Below are 16,288 nucleotides of genomic sequence, written 5' to 3'. Positions count from 1 at the left end.
AACGGTAGTCAAACGCTTTTTATATTATCACCTATTATGGCATTTTCAGTGAAGAAAGTTATGAACGAAAACACGACAAGGTATCTTTCCATCCTCCTTGTTTTCTTGATGGGAGGATCGTTTCTACTAGGAGTGGTTCCACAAGCTCAAGTAAGTTCAACACAAAGCGGCATAACGATAGCGGCCAGCAACGAGTGGATAGGTCAAGGTGTGGTCGTTTTAGTATCCGTTTATAACCCAAACGTTCCTATGAACTATATAGGGGCAAAGTACGTTCTTGGCAACATATCGGTTGGAAACGGCACAGAGTTTCTACCGTTGAAACAGTTTAATGGAACGGTTTACTACGTAGATAACAACAATCATTACTTCTGGTTCTTCATAACAATGAGCAACACAAGCAAAGTAACCACCAATGGTATTTTTGAAGGTCCTTATAAAACCTATTATAACTACTACTTAACATTAAATAGCACGTTAAAAATTCCTCAATTTGAATTAGTAAAGGGTTTTCCCTACAATCTTACAAGCAATTATAACATTATCGTTTCAGCTAAATCATTATGGCCTTACGTAAACGTTTCTAACCTGAATTATACTTTCGGCTCAAGTAAGCAAATTACTATAAAATACTCATCAGGTCCCTCAATCACGATAAATAATTACAACGCGAACTCCGCAAATTACTCTCCAACTCTGATGTCATCCATATCAAATGTACCTCTTAACTCAACTTGGGAGGTGTTCTTCAACGATAGTATACTTCAAGCATCTCCATTCTATGGGTTATATGGGCTATTTAGCACTTCTCCATCAAGTGAAACACCAGTAACTGTATATCAAAACGTTTCCTACGTTTCAGTTATGAACGGAGGCCCAGTACGTACAAATATATCTGCCGACAATAACGACTCTAACGCCTTAGCTTTGTTTGGTTACGCTGACGTGTACAGCGGCAACGTTACGCTCTACACCTCATCTGTAGTTACAAGCACAAATACTCAATACGCTACTATAACACCAGCAACATCAACAACACCAACCTATATACCTTCCTACGTTACCGGGTCTCAATATGAGAACTTAATAAACATGAATTTATTTACTAAGTCAACACCCATACAGATAACCGTACAAGATGTATTTGGAAACTCGGCTAGCATAGATGTTACCGGTCAAATCAAAGAGACCACTGTCCAAAGTTTCTCAATATCCTTAAGCTCAACATCTACAGTCATTCAGGTTAACGCGTTCGACAACATATCTAACTTCACTAACATAACTACGCTTAAACACGTTTACATTTCTCTGATAAGTTCATCCGGTAGTCCTATACAATTTAGATATGTACCGGAGATCGGAAAGTCACAATTGGTTTACTCTGCACAAGTACGTCTTAATGAAACCGGTGAAGGTACAGGTATCTTTTCAATACCAATTTACCTAGAGCTGAACCAGTCCTCAAAACCGGGGATACTTATTCCACCATATGAACAAAACGTAACTGTTTACCTTCCACCTTCCTATTTCAGTAACACAACGATCTTGATAAACGCAACCAATGACTATGGTGCCTCATACTATTTCTTGGGATCTAGTGCCCCTAAGAATCAGACAGGATTAGGCACTATTGCGGTAAGAACTCCTTCCCTCACGTCAGTCTATCCAGCTCCTGGAACTTCAATAACCACATCAAACGTTACAAACTATCTTGAGGCTACCTATTACGAACCGAACTTAGCTTTCGGTAAAACGACAACTATAACTGTGAGTAATGGAGAAATTTCCTACTCAGGAATACCCTTCGCAACTGAGAGCGCACAGATTTTAGTTCCTGGCTCTTCGCCAATACCAACTAACCTCAGCGCGTTAGGAGTACATTATATAACTTCACCTAGCGGTAATGGTAATTTCACGTTTACCATACCTAGAGCTGCGTTGTTAAGTGTTATAGGAAAGTCCTACATTCCTTCTGGTACAACCCTAACGATCACTATAAAGGATCAGCTAGCGTCACAGACGTTAACTCTCGTATATACTTTCCAGACCTACGCTCCATCAATCACCGTCTTGACGCCAACTGGCTCATCATCGCAGGCTTACTTCCCACCATTGCCTTATAACGTGTTGCCAGAGAAGCACTACATTAACGTAACTGTTACAGATCAGCAATACGCACAAACCCTTCCTAACTCTGTGTTAACTTCAACCGTGAAAATCTACGTGGAGAATTCATCAAACGATCTAGCAGTCCCTTCATCATCGGCACCATCTAAGACAACGATATCTATTGTAGAAACGTCTGCAGGTAGTGGAAAATTCACTGCATCAATATACTACACTGTAACATATAGTAATGGAACATACTATTTCTCAATTAATGGGAATGATATCGCTCCATTAACTAAAATAATAAACGGTGGTAAATTAGTTTTCAGTTACACCTCACCGGCTTCAAACACTCAAGTTAACACTACAGTCACGTTATCTACGTCTCCGTTCTCGTTAACAACAACTCCAACAACAGCACTTCCTGGACAGAAGGTAAACGTTACGGTAAGTTCTCCCGGTCTTGTGGAAGCTACTAACATGAAGTATTCAGGTTCCTTGAAGATATACGCTCAGCTAGTGGAGTGGAACGGATACACTCAGCCTAGCGTAGTAACTGTGCCTATAACTCTTAAGGAAGTTGCAGCTGGGTCTCCTGTATTTGGAGGGTCTATAGTTCTAGGGAACTCTAGTGTGGCCTCAGTTAATAACGTCACTTCCTTGATTACTGCATCTGGCTACACCGTAGCTCCTGACACAGTGGTCCTGATAAACGCTAACGCTTCAATAGGGAGAACATCTACCATATCTTCAATCGTACCTTACTATACACAACAGCAGATTGCTGTACTTAATCCAGGTGTCAATTATTCTATACTCAACCCTACACCAGCTTCCCCATTTGCTAAACTTGAGATAAAGCTAAACTCTTCTCTGTTCCAGTTGTTCTCACATCCCTCAACTGCGGGGAACTACTCGTCGTTAACCTCTGCCGAGCTATCATTGTTAGCAAATCAGATAGCTACTATATCGACACAGAACTCCAAGCAATTAATAACTGGGTCTGCGTTAATATCTAATCCAAAAGTGAGTTTCTATTATAATAATTCAGTATGGATAATAACTGTACCAATGACACTATGGAATGGACTACCAATAAGTTCGTCGATACCCTTGAACGTTAACTTAACTGATGTGGTAACAGTAACTCCTCAAGTAAATTCAGTTCATTACGTGTTAGTGCCCAATGTGTCAACTGGAACTGTGAACATAGCGTCAGCTTACTATGTACCATCAGTTTCGTCTAAAACAGTAACATTGAATATAAATGGACAAGTTCCACCAGTCATTTCCATAATATACAATGGAGAAAACGTAACGTCAGGTAGCGTCCCGTTCCCCAACGTTACGGCAGGCGAGTTAGTGAACGTAACAGTGTATGCTCCCGATGCCGTTCTCAATCCTAATGTACCAGCGACCGGAAGCACATTTAACGTCACGGTAGTTAATACTCTGAACGGTGAGATGACGACCCTGATCTTAACTGAAATAGGTTCAGGACCGTACTACTCTGGACTTTTAAGGATAGTTCCACCTACAGTTTACTCACCTGGTGTAAGTGGTTTAATATCCTACTCTCCGGGTCAACTAAACAAAGTTGTAGTTAACATGAACGTGTTGCAGGGTACATACTATAACTACCAAGGGCTCAATCAAGCGTTAAAGATGATAGGGTCAGCCTACTTTAACATTGGAATCCTGCATCTGAACGTCTCCGTGTCTAAAATAGGATTAACGTTATCCAACGGCACGCCAGTAACTTCGATGAAGGTGGGAACTCCATATCACATATACGTAAACATAACTAATACAGGAAACGTTAACGAGACTATATACGGAGTACTGGAGATATACATAAACGGAAGTGCAGCTCAGTTACCAGTAATATCAACAGTGACCTTATCCCCCGGACAGTCCTTCCAGGTGGGTACTCTGTTCACTCCAACGATGCCAGGTAATTACACAGTAACGTTCGTTCCATATGAAAACGTCGGTCTATCAGTACCATATACGCAATCGGTGACCACTATAATTGAAGCAAGTTAATTTTTCGTTCTTTTTATATACATGGTGATAAAAAATGAGATTTAATTTCCTTCCCTTAATCCTTTTAACTTTTCTAGTAGTTCCAGTTATCTCATTTGCCTCACCGGCCATAATAACTGTCTCCACGCAGCCTGTCTATCATCCTGGTCAAACGGTTTTCATTGAGGGGACAACATCTCCTAACACCTTAGTAGGGATAACCATATACAACCCAAGTGGAAGCGTCATATATTCGAACACGACTACAAGTAGTTCAACCGGAGCGTATCAATTGAAGGCCTTTACTTTTCCATCTTCACCTACGGGGCCATATCAATATGGTACCTATACGGTTCATGTAGGGACGTCTCAGGGACTAACTAACTCGACAACGTTTCAATTCCAACCTTTATTGTCAACGGTCACGGTGATAGTGGTTAATCCTCAAGGATCTCCTGTCTCAGGTGCAACGGTTCAGGCTAACTCTGCACAAAACGTAACTAACGGCTCAGGAATAGCGACGTTGCAGTTACCTTCCGGAACTTATACCTTACGTGTTGTTCCACCAGCTCCTTACGCAACGGCGGAGGAGAACATAACGGTCACAGCTCCTCAACCGTTAACCGTTAAGGTTACAGTTCAGGTTCAAGCGCTGATCCTCAGTGTGGTGAAAGTGATCTCACCAAACGTCTACCTTCAAAACGTCCAATCCGGAACTGGAATAACAATGTTAGGAGGTACCACCTTAACAGTTTATACCACTGTAACTTATCTAGGTCAACCTGTAAGCGGGGCTACGGTAACTGCTACGTATAACGGAACCACATACACAGCTCAATACATGAACGGAAACTACGTGTTTAACGTTACAGTGAACAACGTTCAATACGAAAGCGACCTACAGATAGTGGCGACCTACGCCGGAATGAACTCAAATCAGGTTACCTTACCCCTAACCGTGAACTTAAATGAGCAAGCTGCGATTTCTAAGACCTTATCTTCGTTGAACGCCTCATTGATAAGCCTAACCAACACGGTTAACAGCCTAAGTGGAACGGTAAGTAGCCTAACCAACACGGTTAACAGCTTAACTCAGAAACTATCTTCGTTGAACGCCTCAATAACGAGCTTGCAGTCATCAGTTCAGACGCTCAACAGTGAGTACTCCTCCTTAAGTGGAAGAGTTGGCTCTATATCTGGGACAGTCGACATAGCGTTAGCTGTAAGCGTAATAGCGATAATAATAGCTATAGTAGTACTTATATTACTATTCAGAAAAGTAAGTTAATCTTTTTTTAATTCCCCTTTCAGAAGGTTTTAAAACTCTTTAGCTCATTTTCTTGATGCGTGAAAGTAGCAGTTATAGCTCACGGAATTGGGATGACTAAGGCAATCAGTGGTGAGGGGAAGGTTTACTTTTCCCTTTTCGATATGTTACAGAAGAGGAACGTTGATTACACTGCCGTGAGCTTCTGTAAGCCTAAGTTCCCTATTCCGTCAAGTTATTTCTTTCCCTTCTCTATCCCTAAGTTTGATAAGTATCAAAGGGTACTCACTTTACTGCCTGCAAGGAAATTGAGGCCTAAGTTATTCCTTAACGCTTCGGGAGTACCCATACCTCTATCCGATATAGCGCCTCATGTGATTTACGCTGGTGGTCCGTCGATCTCAAGCATACCTTCAAAGTATAATAGGTCCTTATTTTGGAGGCTTTATTTATTACCATTCAGTAAAATTGTGAAGAACTTTAAGAAGGAGGCGAAGAGGGCCAAGTTCATAGCTAACTCTAGGTACTCTTCTAGAGCAATAAAGGAGGTTTACGATGTCGAATCAGATGTTATATATCCTCCAGTCGACGTAGAGTTTTACTCAAGGGGATTCACTGAGAGTAAAACTAAGGAACAGTTCCTGACTATAGCTCGCATTGAAAGAGGTAAAACCTTAGAGAACTCAATATATCTCTCATTGAAGACGGGGTTAAAAGGAATAATAATAGGTTCCTTGATTGAGAGGGAATATCACAAGAAGTTGATTAGAATAATAAGTCGAACCGGAGCTAATGTGGAAATACTAACTAATCAACCGGGAGAGGTCATAGTTGAGGTAATGAAGGAAACTCCTGTTTATTTCCATCCCACTATAGGAGAGCATTTCGGGACCCCTGTCGTTGAGGCCATGAGCGCTGGTTTGATTCCTGTAGTTCCAAGGGAGAGCGGGGCCAGTGAGGTTTCACCTTGGGCGTATAGGGACCTCGAGGAGGCCAAGGACCTGGTGTTAAACGCTTTGAAAGTACCCAGTTCAAAAAGGAAGGAGCTGAATGTCAAAGCTCAAGAATTTAGGAAGGACACATTTGAAGAGAAGATGTTTAGTGCAATCTCAAGGTATCTGTAACTTTCCCATGGGGATCAAAGCGAATCAAGACGAGTCGAGACCTCTTTGGGTTTCCGATAAATCCTTATTCTAAGAGATTTATCCTTAGATATGGCTCAGTTGGTGATGCCGGTAGGCCCTAACGATAAGTTGGAGTGGCTAAAAGTTTCTTTGTCCTCAGCAGTTTCACAACCCGTAGATGAGGTTATAATATACGACAACAGCGAGAGAGAGGACATACATAGGTTTCTTTCAAGTTATAAAGATAAAATCACTTACATTCGAGACAGGAGAATGAAGAAGGTGAACATGGCCAGACTTAGGAATAAAATGCTTGATTTGACGAAGGACAAGTTCGTAATTATGATGGACAGTGACGTTGTTATCAGACCTGATCACACGAGGGAGATGATTGCCAAGCTATCAGAACATCCGTACGTGTGGCTTCATTACGCCTACTCCGAGAGCGAGATGGACACTCCTCTATCAAAGGGAGAGAACAACCCGAATCTGGGGTGCGCAGCCCTGAACGTTGAAGTAATTAGGAGTGTTGGAGGATTCGATGAAAAGTACGAAAGGGACGAAGACGTTTGGCTCTACGCTAAGTTGAGGAAGATGGGGTACAGTCCATCAACCCTTAATGGCAAATGTTTACACCTCAATGACCTTCACGCTAGGAAAACGTTTAGGTCGTCCTTAATTGAAGCTAAAAGGAACCTATGGAGATCAAAGTACGATCTGAGGCTCGTTAGGGACGGTCTCGTTGACATTACCTTTTTAACGGGATACGTTTACTTTGGGAGCTATTACGTCTTGGGGATCGCCTCGATTTTCCTTCCCATAATTTCAATACTTTACGTTCCCGTAATAGCGACTGGGATGTATTACTATAGGGGTCCAAAAAGGTATCTCCTAAACTTGTTACCAGGTCTGTCATTAGTTTTATCCGTACCTTACGCTATCCTAGAAAACTTAAAGTAGTTTTAAGGCCTTTATCGAGCGAGTCTCAAGCTTAAAGCCAAAGAAGTCAGAAAACTCAAAAGTCTAATCTCTCCACTTGCTTTCTACCCTCAGGTATTTTGTGAAGGAGAGTTGGATCCTCATTCATTTCTCTAGCTACCTCAAGGGACAGGAAACCCGCAGTTTGGATCAAAAAGGACACGTCTCTGATACTCTCAATCCTAACAGTTTTGGCTCCTATTAGCTTTGAGGTTACCTCGTCTAATTTATTCCCTGCGAACACGACGGGAGCTAATCTCTCGCCATGAACGTAGCCTTCCACCTCGTTGTGATTGACTTCAGGTATCTCACCGAAGAAGGCCGGGTACTTCCCGTTCTCGTTGATTTCCTGTTTAAACCTTTTCGCAACGCCCAAGAAGGTGGACCCGTAGAAGACAGGTATCTTGTCTCTAATGTAAGAGAACAACTCCTTAGCTAACGCTTTGGCCCTCTCGTTGTCAATCCCTTCAATCAACCCGTTAACTAAGTCCGGCCTCAACATCTTTACAAGAGGCGTGAAGAGTTGGGGAAACGCGAATCTAGGTTGCAGCCCTCCCTTAATCAACACCTTCTCCACGTTAAGCTCAGAGATCTTCCCCCCGCTCGTTATAGCTATTACCCTCCCTTTAAACTCCTTCATAACTCTCAAGGTCTCTGAAGTGTTTCCTGAATAACTTAAAACTATCAAAGTGTCAGAGTTCTTGATGTCCTTGTTTAAGGGATAAAAAGCCCTCATAATTTCGCAGGCGACTCCGCTTCCTCCCATCCCAAAGCAGGAGACCTCTCCAGACACTGAAGGTACATCTACTGATATAGAGCTAACGTATTGCTCTTTCCAGTCTTCATATAGCAAGGTAAAGCACCTCATTTAATTTTATCTTCTACCTCTAATGAGGCCTCCTCCATATCCTTTACGGAGTCTATGGACCTCCAGTAGGCCTCACTGAACTTAATTCCCTTTATGAGTCTCCCCTTAGTTAATGCCGGAAAGGTTATCTTCTCTACATCGCCTTTATCCGGTAAGTACTCGAAGATATCTGGGTTAAACTTGTACACCCCAGCGTTAATCCAATAGTCGTAAAGGATAGGTTTCTCAGTGAATTCTGTAATAACGTCACCTTCAGTTTTCACTACACCATATGGGCTTCGCAGCGGAACTAACGCTATCGACATGTCTTGCAACCTCGTGACGTCGAGGTTAGTTAAAATATCACCGTTAACGACTAGGAAGTCTTCGTTTACGAAATGCTTTACCTTCTTTATTGCACCTCCAGTTCCCAACGGCTCGTTCTCCACACTAAACACGAAGTTTACACCAAGTCTATCAGAGTTTTGCGAAGCCCAATCGATTAGGACCTCCCTCTTATATCCAGTCAGGAGAACGATCTCAGTTATCCCAAACCTCTTAAGCCAGAGAATCTGCCACTCCAATATGGGTCTACCACCAATATCTAACAGAGGTTTTGGTTTCTCATCTGTAAAAGGCCTCAATCTCTTTCCATAACCTCCTGCTAGAATTATTGCTTTCACGCTTCACAGTAAATGCGAGAGAATTTAAGGTTAATGTATGGATAAAATTTGTTTTCTAAAAAGCAGTTGTGGAAGCGGACCCGGGGGGATTCGGACCCCCGACCCTCGGCTCACTTTGGCCTTCCTTAGAAGGCCGGCGCTCTATCCTGGCTGAGCTACGGGTCCCTATCTTAAAAGTCGGAGGTATCAAAAAAGATTTACGCTCCTTTTTGGTCGCCTCAAACGTTCAAGACATATGAGAGGAGGTGCATGGTTTCAACTCCTTAAGGAGATGTTAAGCTTCACTTCTGCCAAACAACTCTCGAAATTGTATAGGTCCAGAGAGGTGCTTTACCCTTTTCATTAGAAGGCATTCAGGTTCTAAGATCGAGGGTCTTAAGTTCGTCTCCCCCTTGTTCTTGAATTTCACACGATCAATTTGTCAATTTTACTGAAATTGGTCCGAGTCATCTTAACGTTATTCGTATTCTCTCCACACCTTTCCGCATCTCGTGCACTTGTAAAATCTAGTAGGCGGCTCATCCGCTGCCCTAGTTTGTAACATCCAGAAGTAGACCTCATCGTTTCCACACTTAGAACAAAGCACACCTCTCATCTTTTGTGTTCCTGCAGGTAACTGTTGGTCTTCTATAACTATGGTCCTTTCAGTTTCACTGTGTTTTACCTTAGAGGAAATTATCTGAGATCTGGGTCCCTCATCTTCGTATCCGCACTTGACGCATTTGTAGATCACGTTTCCATTAATTTTCCTCGGAGTCATCATAGACTTACATTTCGGACAGAACTTCAATAGAACACCTTCGATAAGACTCTACTCCATCTTTTTTAATTTTTTCGATATCAAATTCACTATCCTAAAGCACTCTCCTATTAGATCTCCAGAATATTGTTTTCCTAAACCGAAGTTGCTGAAGTTTATCTCTTTCTTAACTTCGCTTCTATAAAATTGATCCTTTTCCCAAAAAAGATGTTCTAGGTACCTTCCTTGAAAGACGCATATGGACCCGTCAACCAGAATTGCGGTCCTGGTCCCCTTCAAGGTCATACCTTCTCTAAATCTTGAAGAAAGGACTCAGCGGTCTTCTCTATTTGCTCTATCGCTTTTTTCAGAGCGTCCACGGGCGAGATGGACCCATCAGTTTTGACTTTTATTATCAGTTCATCCTTAAGGGGATGTGGTAAATAGTAGGTACTAAGGATGACCCCTGGGACTCTCCTCATTGTTGCAGCCACCAGGTTACCGAGGGTGTGATCCTCCCCCTGAATTCTAAACTCCACGTAATTGTCGTCCTTCTTCTCAACTACGACTTCCATTTCCTCTCACCGTATAGGGACCTATTCTCCTAGGTTCAACGTTATTGCAATTCGGACATTTTAAATGTTCCTCGTCAGCTTTGATCATTAGAGTGCCGCAAACGGAGCAGTAAGCTATGATCACACCTAAGTCCCTACCTCGCAATGTAAGTTGCAGAGGGTAAGTGAAGGAAATAGGTTTAGCCTTTATTACGTCAGATGGCCTTATCGCGTCCCTGAGGTCCTTAACGTGCTTTTGAGCCACTTGTGAAATGTGCAGGTAACCCGTTATGGAGGGATTTATAAATCTCTCCTCCACTCCACTCACTTCCACTATAGCGTAATCTTCCTTAAGCGATGAAACTACCCCATAGACGTATTTGGCTTTCCTCAATTTGAAACTGAGATTCTTTCTCTCAGGTATTATGTTACTTTTCCTGTTAATCATATCGTAGAAGACTTTTCCAACAACTGCCGCCCTTACTTGTCCTTGATGTTCATAACAACCTTCACCTGGTGTGAACTCCTCGATAACTCCTAATAGTTCGCCAGGTGTTGTAAGGTCTCCCTGATTTCCCATTTTCACCACGGAAATATGTATGGTTCTAACTTATTGGTTATAATCATTTTCGCTTCGCCAGGAGTGAGCACAGGCTTCTCATAAGAGTATAGATCGTCTGTGGGAAGCCTGGGACATGAGGTGACCACAAACACGTCGATGTAACTCCTGTCCAGGTTCCTGAGGGCATCCTGATTTAGAACTTTGCTAGTTACAACGAAAGTTTTCTTGCCCATGGACTTGAGCTTACTCTCTAAGGATCTCACCATAAGCGGTCTGTTCTGACCCACTTTCAACCCTTGAACTATGACCCATGTAGTTGAGTCCATAGCTTCCATTATCTTAGAATATCTAATCTTCATGATTTTGAAAACCTGAGGAGTTATGTCCTCAACTTGCTTAGTGTAAGGATCTAGCTTAAGGACGGGCTTATTCGTAGCCAAACCTAGTCCTAACGCATGAAAGAGCCCACCTGAAACGTTAACCTGAACGTCAGCCTCAACCATTGCGGATCTGTAGTCACATCCCAACACTTGGCCATCGTTCATGAAAGGTGAAGAGGGTCTTCCTATCTCGACCTTAAAACGAGGAGTTAGCGCTTTCTTTATCCTTGACAGGAGAGAAGCGTGTTGAACTGTTGAGGTTAACGCAACCGAGTTAACCTTCATTTCCTCCAACTTGTTCTTTAACTTAGATATCGTCTCGTCGTCCAGCTCCAATGTGCTCTCAGCCCTTACAAAAAGCGTTGGGAACTTAGGATAGTACCAAGTGTAAGGTGAGTGACCGAAGTGAACCAGCAGGTCCACTCTTAAGAGATTAGCTTCGTCCTCAGCCACATCGCAGGCTCCCCAGCTTGGCTCCCCCGAGATTAGGAACTCCACGTCAGGTAAAGAGGAGGATAACTTTTGGACGAGCTCCGTTGAGAAGTATCTAAGCCCTTCAGGAAACTGAAGAAGTACCCTTTTAGCTCCTCTTTTCCTTATTTCCTGACTTAAGGCCGACTCATCAAAAACGTAACTCACTTCTTTTCCTCCTTTAGAGGAACAACCGAGATCTCGGTATCTAGAGGGATCTTGCTGGACGCTACCTTGAACGCCTTCTTAGCGAACTCTAAGTGCTCCTTTTTCACCTTCAAGGCCATTATGACATCTCCCAACTTAGTTATCCTTGCGGCGGTTCCTATCGGTTTACCGAAAGACAATCTCATTCCGTCCTGAAGTCTATCCGCTCCAGCGAAAGCCATCATTTTGTTTTCCCTTATCACGTGATGGGGGTATTTAGTAACGTACAGGTAGAAGTCACTCTCGTTTCCAACCATTGCGGTCATCTGTTTGAGCGAGATAACCCTAGCGGCCTCTAGGGCGTTGTGCCTTATCTGACCTATCTGTTTAGTAACAAGCCTGACCTCATAGTCGTAGTCCTTCTTTTGGTCACCCATAGTGAACTTAGTTATCTTAGGTTGCGGCACTCCTGGAATGTACTCCTTTCTGGTATAAGCTGGACCTGAGAAATGCCTATAACACCTTCCTGGTCTTAGTGGCATGGTGATTAGTTCTTCAATCTGGTATATAACACCAGCGGCTGCACATCGTAGGACGTAAAGGGTTCATTGAACTGCTCTCATCTCCTTGAGCTTCCTCTGCTCCTTCTCAACTCTATCCCATATGGAGTCGTAGTTTTCCTGAAGGTAAGAGTAAACTTTAGCTATCCTCGTCATTGTTTGAACGCTGCTTAAAGGGTGTATTCTCAATCCAACCCTGCCCACTGCTCCTCCCCTAACCATTAGCCAATGGGCGAAAACCTCTAGCGGATATTTGGAGAATAAAGACTCCTTAGGTAATTTCCTCTCATACAACCAATATATTTCCCTAACGAAGTTTGATGATATGTTCTTAAGCATCATTGGTTCCCACTCGTTTAACACCTTCTCACCGTCTTTCACTAGGACGTCCCTAAGGAATTGATATCCCTCATCAACTTTATCTGAGAGGGCTAACCCAGTGACAGCTAAAACGAAGTCCCTCTGCGACATGAACGAGTCGAAGTCCCTATTAACGTAGAGCCAGGCTGTGGCTGCGAAGGAGTCCACCACACCCTCCATAAATTTCTTGATCAGTTCTTCCCTGTTAAACTCTCTACTCACCTGGTTACCATTTAAGATCTCCTCTAACTCATAAAGGTCCACTTTACCAGCGTAAACCAACTTCCCATCTACGAAAACTGAAGGGGTTGAGATAACCCCCCTCTCCAAAGCTAAGAATGGGTAAAGTTCGGTATCGACCAGCTTGACCTTGCCTAACAGCCCTCTACTCTCCAAGTACTCTATTAACAGGTTGCACTCTGTGCAATTTTTGTGAGTGAAGATCTCCACTTCCATATCATAGCTTTACCTTTTTTGGATTAAAACAGTTTATCTTTGCCTTCCACCACGCAGTCTCAAATCTCTTATCTAAAAGCCAAACCGTCGCGTGATCGTGCTTTCCTCTAATTGCCCTGCCTATAGCTTGTTTCACCGCTATGACTGCAGGGATTTCGATCAACACCTCCTTGATCGGTTGTCCAGTGGACCTATAGATGGCCTCGCTTCTCATTTTCATGTAATCATCGAAAGGCGGGTAAGGAATGCCGCACAGCGCTACGTCACTTATCATACTAATCCCCTCGCTGGTTAATTCAACCCCCTCTGAGAGCTTCCCCCTGGCCACCCCGGCTATTATCAGTTTCTTGCTCCTAGACTCTGTCAATATTTCCTCAATGTTAGTTCTACTTCCCTCCACATACTTGTTAACCTTAACGTGGCTCATCACAGCATCCATAATCGAGTAACTTGGGAAGATCGCTAAAACGTTAGATCTAGCCTGATAGTATATCATCAGCAGGTAGCTAGCGTACTTCCTCCACATCAGTTCCCCTCTACTTGAAAATGAGGAGGTGACATCAACTGCCAACATGCAATCGAAAGACCCCGTCACCTTCTCCTTCAACTCCCTCTCGACGTCAACGTAAAGTATCTTCCTTTTTATTCCAAACACGTTAACTAAATAGTCCTTTGGAGGCATCGTACCGGACATGAGGAGAACCGGAACTTCTTCGTTTAGTATTGAGAGGTAGGACGTAGGGAGGAGCGGTTTCAACACTAAGCTCCCCCTCATGGAGAAGACCTGAGCGTCGTTAGGGCCGTAGTACTTAATGGAGTCGTAGAACTTAACTACGCTACCTATGTGCAGTCTCTTGATCGCTTTATTCCTTATCATCTCCTCTCTCCTATCTTTGTACTCATCCTCGAGTAGCTCTAGCTCGTTCTCGTCAAGCTTTGGGTAATTCTCCACTTTGATGTACCTCTCATCGGGATGCACAGACCTCTTTATTTCGGCTTTTAACCTCTCTAAGATCCTTTTAGATTCCTCGCTCTTGACCTCCTTGAGCGCTAGGTTTACTGTCTGTTCGTTGATCCTCCTCTCATCCAACTCGTTCAGGTTATCTAGGTTGTGAGCTTCGTCTACAATTATCACGGTCTTATCTAGATCTAAATCCAAGGATTCTCTCGTCCTAGGGACGAACAGATAAGGATAGGTTACCGCAACTACGTCCGCCTCGCTTATAGAGCTCAGAATTGAGAAATATGGGCAAAACTTCTCTATCCTCCCTCTCTCCTTCAACCCCTTCAAGACCGAGAAGGGCGGGTCCTTCATCTCCACTTGGGTTACCGAACTGGAGTCACATAGGGAACACTCTATGTCCTCTGATTCCGCGCTCTCGTCTGAGTAAAGGCACGATTTGGACTTTCCCATAAGGAATGAGAACTTCTTGCCTAGCTTCTTAGCGTCTCTATAAATTGGGTAGAACTCGTTATTGGTCCTTACAACGAACAAGACCTTGGGTTTAACTTCCAAAGCGGAGACTAAAGAGAAAAGTGTCTTCCCACTCCCTGTGGGAGATTGTAAGGCAACTAAAATACCTTGTTTTAACGCCTTTGCTACCTTATCCTTTAGGGTGGATTGCCAGTTCCTTAGCTCCACTCCTGTGTCCTGGCAATAACTTCGTCTAGCATTATATACCTTACGAAGGACTTCTCCCCTAGTCTAGCTATCTCTGAGGCCTTTCCCTTCACTTTAACAGTCATCATGAAGCTAAATATGTTGTCAATTCTTGCTACCGAACTTATCTCCTTAAGGACCTCCTCTGATGGAGATACGTCCAAGACTAGAATAGCCTTTACTTCCGTGCTAGGAGAGCTTTGAGCTATCTCAACTATTCTATAGTCCACCTTCGTCCTTAAAGCTTCGTTATAACTTATCATTTCTTTCACCTTGGTATATAGTAGTGTTTTAACATTATAAAATAATCTACTAAACTTTCAGGGCATTTGGACACATATAACTAGATTATTAAGTAACTTATATGAAGGGAAAATCGTGGAGTTTTTTAAGCTTAAGGTCCATCAAGATAATCCGTGATCATAGAAAGACCTGAGATGAGAGTGGGAGAGAAGAAGAAGATCTTGGTGGAGAACAAAGAGATCCTTCTGATTTATCTAGGGGGGGAGAGATATCTAGCGTTTGATAACAAGTGTCCCCACCTAGGGTGTGATCTAAGTAAATACGGAGTGCTAATAAGAGAGGAGTTAGTATGCCAATGTCACTTTAGTCACTTCTCAGTGAAGGACGGTAGACCATTAAAAGGGGCCTCAAAGAGAAGTATAAAGGTTTATTCTGTAAAAGTTAACGGAAGTAACCTGAATTTAGAAGAAGTAAGCTAGTCATTTAAATATGCACTCCAATATCTGTTTCGCCTGCGTGTAGCTCAACTGTCCCTGAGCTGTAGGAGATTCAAGGTAAGTGTAGAGGAGTTTTGAACCTAGAAGCGAGAAGGCTAACCTTTCTATCGGGTCGTTAGACATGGGCATGAAGGTCGCGTTAGGCTTCCCTGATACGTATGAAAGCAGTTCTCTGTAGCCTGGCAAAGAGGCCACTGCAACCTTTATCGTGTACGCCCCCTCATACTTTCTAAAGAGCTGATCTATCTCCTCCGTTGAGGGGAGAGACGAGAAGTAATGTGCGGACACTATCTTCCCCACGTACTCGATCTTCCTCCTTTCAAGGAAGGAAGCCTCAACGTCATATAGAATCCCGAGTTCGTTCAGTCTCTCAAGGTACTTCGCCTTAAAATCAACGTCGTATTTTATCCTCCCACCTTCCTCTTTATCCCTCAAGGTCACAAGAACCTTGTGTTTAAAAGGTATCAGTTCCTCCGGGTTAGGAAGTTCTGTGGAGTAGTCAAGCCTGAGCTCTACTAATCCATCTATTTTATTTACTTTGTTCAAGTCATCAGGCCTCGTTACGGGTAGAGAGACCACTATTTCTGGTTTCATCAATGAGAACATGTGTTTAGCGTTAATATCTT

The 16,288-nt window shown here is 43.1% G+C and carries 17 protein-coding genes and 1 tRNA gene; 5 read left to right on the top strand and 13 right to left on the bottom strand.

The genetic code is table 11. The features are described 5' to 3' along the window. The first annotated feature begins 36 nt into the window (after window positions 1-36). The 4 genes from slaA (at window position 37) to MCUP_RS02190 (ending at window position 7,485) form a co-directional block, all read left to right on the top strand. The gene (gene slaA, locus MCUP_RS02205; protein WP_237698009.1) at window positions 37-4,155 is read left to right on the top strand and encodes an S-layer protein SlaA; all 4,119 of its coding nucleotides are present in this window, start codon (window positions 37-39) and stop codon (window positions 4,153-4,155) included. A 34-nt stretch (window positions 4,156-4,189) separates the two neighbouring features. Next, window positions 4,190-5,422 (top strand): S-layer protein SlaB, encoded by a 1,233-nt coding sequence (gene slaB, locus MCUP_RS02200; protein ID WP_013737034.1) that lies wholly within the window; start codon window positions 4,190-4,192, stop codon window positions 5,420-5,422. Between the two features lie 59 nt (window positions 5,423-5,481). After that, window positions 5,482-6,525, top strand: coding sequence for a glycosyltransferase family 4 protein (locus tag MCUP_RS02195; RefSeq protein WP_013737033.1), 1,044 nt, complete (start codon window positions 5,482-5,484; stop codon window positions 6,523-6,525). A 90-nt stretch (window positions 6,526-6,615) separates the two neighbouring features. Then, a complete protein-coding gene (locus tag MCUP_RS02190; RefSeq protein WP_013737032.1) occupies window positions 6,616-7,485 on the top strand; it encodes a glycosyltransferase family 2 protein in 870 nt (289 codons plus the stop codon). A gap of 55 nt (window positions 7,486-7,540) precedes the next feature. Here MCUP_RS02190 and MCUP_RS02185 read toward each other — a convergent pair whose 3' ends face one another. The 12 genes from MCUP_RS02185 to MCUP_RS02130 form a co-directional block, all read right to left on the bottom strand. After that, entirely contained in the window at window positions 7,541-8,356 is an 816-nt protein-coding gene (locus MCUP_RS02185) for an SIS domain-containing protein (RefSeq protein WP_013737031.1), read from the bottom strand. An 11-nt stretch (window positions 8,357-8,367) separates the two neighbouring features. Then, window positions 8,368-9,033 (bottom strand): nucleotidyltransferase family protein, encoded by a 666-nt coding sequence (locus MCUP_RS02180; protein ID WP_013737030.1) that lies wholly within the window; start codon window positions 9,031-9,033, stop codon window positions 8,368-8,370. A gap of 75 nt (window positions 9,034-9,108) precedes the next feature. Beyond that, window positions 9,109-9,198: transfer RNA gene (locus MCUP_RS02175), tRNA-Arg, on the bottom strand. A gap of 292 nt (window positions 9,199-9,490) precedes the next feature. Next, window positions 9,491-9,823, bottom strand: a complete 333-nt coding sequence (locus tag MCUP_RS02170) for a transcription factor S (protein WP_013737029.1) — start codon at window positions 9,821-9,823, stop codon at window positions 9,491-9,493. A gap of 21 nt (window positions 9,824-9,844) precedes the next feature. Beyond that, window positions 9,845-10,078, bottom strand: a complete 234-nt coding sequence (locus tag MCUP_RS02165; protein WP_013737028.1) for a hypothetical protein — start codon at window positions 10,076-10,078, stop codon at window positions 9,845-9,847. After that, window positions 10,075-10,347 (bottom strand): DNA-directed RNA polymerase subunit L, encoded by a 273-nt coding sequence (locus MCUP_RS02160; protein WP_013737027.1) that lies wholly within the window; start codon window positions 10,345-10,347, stop codon window positions 10,075-10,077. The genes MCUP_RS02165 and MCUP_RS02160 overlap by 4 nt, the downstream gene beginning before the upstream one ends. Continuing rightward, window positions 10,331-10,906, bottom strand: a complete 576-nt coding sequence (locus MCUP_RS02155; RefSeq protein WP_013737026.1) for an exosome complex RNA-binding protein Csl4 — start codon at window positions 10,904-10,906, stop codon at window positions 10,331-10,333. Before MCUP_RS02155 ends, MCUP_RS02160 begins: the two co-directional genes overlap by 17 nt. Window positions 10,907-10,908: 2 nt before the next feature. Beyond that, on the bottom strand, window positions 10,909-11,907 hold the full coding sequence (dph2, locus tag MCUP_RS02150) for a diphthamide biosynthesis enzyme Dph2 (protein ID WP_013737025.1): 999 nt from the start codon (window positions 11,905-11,907) through the stop codon (window positions 10,909-10,911). Next, window positions 11,904-12,428: a 50S ribosomal protein L16 gene (locus MCUP_RS02145; RefSeq protein ID WP_013737024.1), complete on the bottom strand. Its 525-nt coding sequence runs from the start codon at window positions 12,426-12,428 to the stop codon at window positions 11,904-11,906. The genes dph2 and MCUP_RS02145 overlap by 4 nt, the downstream gene beginning before the upstream one ends. A gap of 63 nt (window positions 12,429-12,491) precedes the next feature. Next, complete coding sequence (locus tag MCUP_RS02140; RefSeq protein WP_013737023.1) at window positions 12,492-13,262, bottom strand: thioredoxin family protein; 771 nt, start codon at window positions 13,260-13,262, stop codon at window positions 12,492-12,494. Between the two features lies 1 nt (window position 13,263). After that, window positions 13,264-14,904: a helicase C-terminal domain-containing protein gene (locus tag MCUP_RS02135; protein ID WP_013737022.1), complete on the bottom strand. Its 1,641-nt coding sequence runs from the start codon at window positions 14,902-14,904 to the stop codon at window positions 13,264-13,266. Beyond that, window positions 14,895-15,185 carry a hypothetical protein gene (locus MCUP_RS02130; RefSeq protein WP_013737021.1) on the bottom strand — a complete coding sequence of 97 codons (291 nt, stop codon included), beginning with the start codon at window positions 15,183-15,185 and terminating at the stop codon, window positions 14,895-14,897. Before MCUP_RS02130 ends, MCUP_RS02135 begins: the two co-directional genes overlap by 10 nt. 153 nt (window positions 15,186-15,338) lie before the next feature. Here MCUP_RS02130 and MCUP_RS02125 point away from each other — a divergent pair, with 153 nt between their 5' ends. Beyond that, window positions 15,339-15,644 (top strand): Rieske (2Fe-2S) protein, encoded by a 306-nt coding sequence (locus tag MCUP_RS02125; RefSeq protein ID WP_013737020.1) that lies wholly within the window; start codon window positions 15,339-15,341, stop codon window positions 15,642-15,644. Here MCUP_RS02125 and MCUP_RS02120 read toward each other — a convergent pair whose 3' ends face one another. Further along, window positions 15,645-16,256: a type I 3-dehydroquinate dehydratase gene (locus MCUP_RS02120; RefSeq protein ID WP_048057698.1), complete on the bottom strand. Its 612-nt coding sequence runs from the start codon at window positions 16,254-16,256 to the stop codon at window positions 15,645-15,647. Window positions 16,257-16,288: the final 32 nt, after the last annotated feature.

It is taken from the genome of Metallosphaera cuprina Ar-4 (assembly GCF_000204925.1).
Taxonomy (GTDB): domain Archaea; phylum Thermoproteota; class Thermoprotei_A; order Sulfolobales; family Sulfolobaceae; genus Metallosphaera; species Metallosphaera cuprina.
The sequence above is the reverse complement of the archived record's forward strand: the minus strand, read 5'-3'. Positions and strand labels throughout refer to the sequence as shown.

Bases quoted from the DNA above. Each gene is read 5' to 3' on its own strand.
- MCUP_RS02130 (WP_013737021.1), bottom strand. From the start codon at position 15,185: ATGATAAGTTATAACGAAGCTTTAAGGACGAAGGTGGACTATAGAATA.
- MCUP_RS02190 (WP_013737032.1), top strand. From the start codon at position 6,616: ATGGCTCAGTTGGTGATGCCGGTAGGCCCTAACGATAAGTTGGAGTGG.
- slaB (WP_013737034.1), top strand. From the start codon at position 4,190: ATGAGATTTAATTTCCTTCCCTTAATCCTTTTAACTTTTCTAGTAGTT.
- slaA (WP_237698009.1), top strand. From the start codon at position 37: ATGGCATTTTCAGTGAAGAAAGTTATGAACGAAAACACGACAAGGTAT.
- MCUP_RS02155 (WP_013737026.1), bottom strand. From the start codon at position 10,906: ATGGGAAATCAGGGAGACCTTACAACACCTGGCGAACTATTAGGAGTT.
- MCUP_RS02120 (WP_048057698.1), bottom strand. From the start codon at position 16,256: ATGAAACCAGAAATAGTGGTCTCTCTACCCGTAACGAGGCCTGATGAC.
- MCUP_RS02165 (WP_013737028.1), bottom strand. From the start codon at position 10,078: ATGACCTTGAAGGGGACCAGGACCGCAATTCTGGTTGACGGGTCCATA.
- MCUP_RS02145 (WP_013737024.1), bottom strand. From the start codon at position 12,428: ATGCCACTAAGACCAGGAAGGTGTTATAGGCATTTCTCAGGTCCAGCT.
- MCUP_RS02160 (WP_013737027.1), bottom strand. From the start codon at position 10,347: ATGGAAGTCGTAGTTGAGAAGAAGGACGACAATTACGTGGAGTTTAGA.
- MCUP_RS02140 (WP_013737023.1), bottom strand. From the start codon at position 13,262: ATGGAAGTGGAGATCTTCACTCACAAAAATTGCACAGAGTGCAACCTG.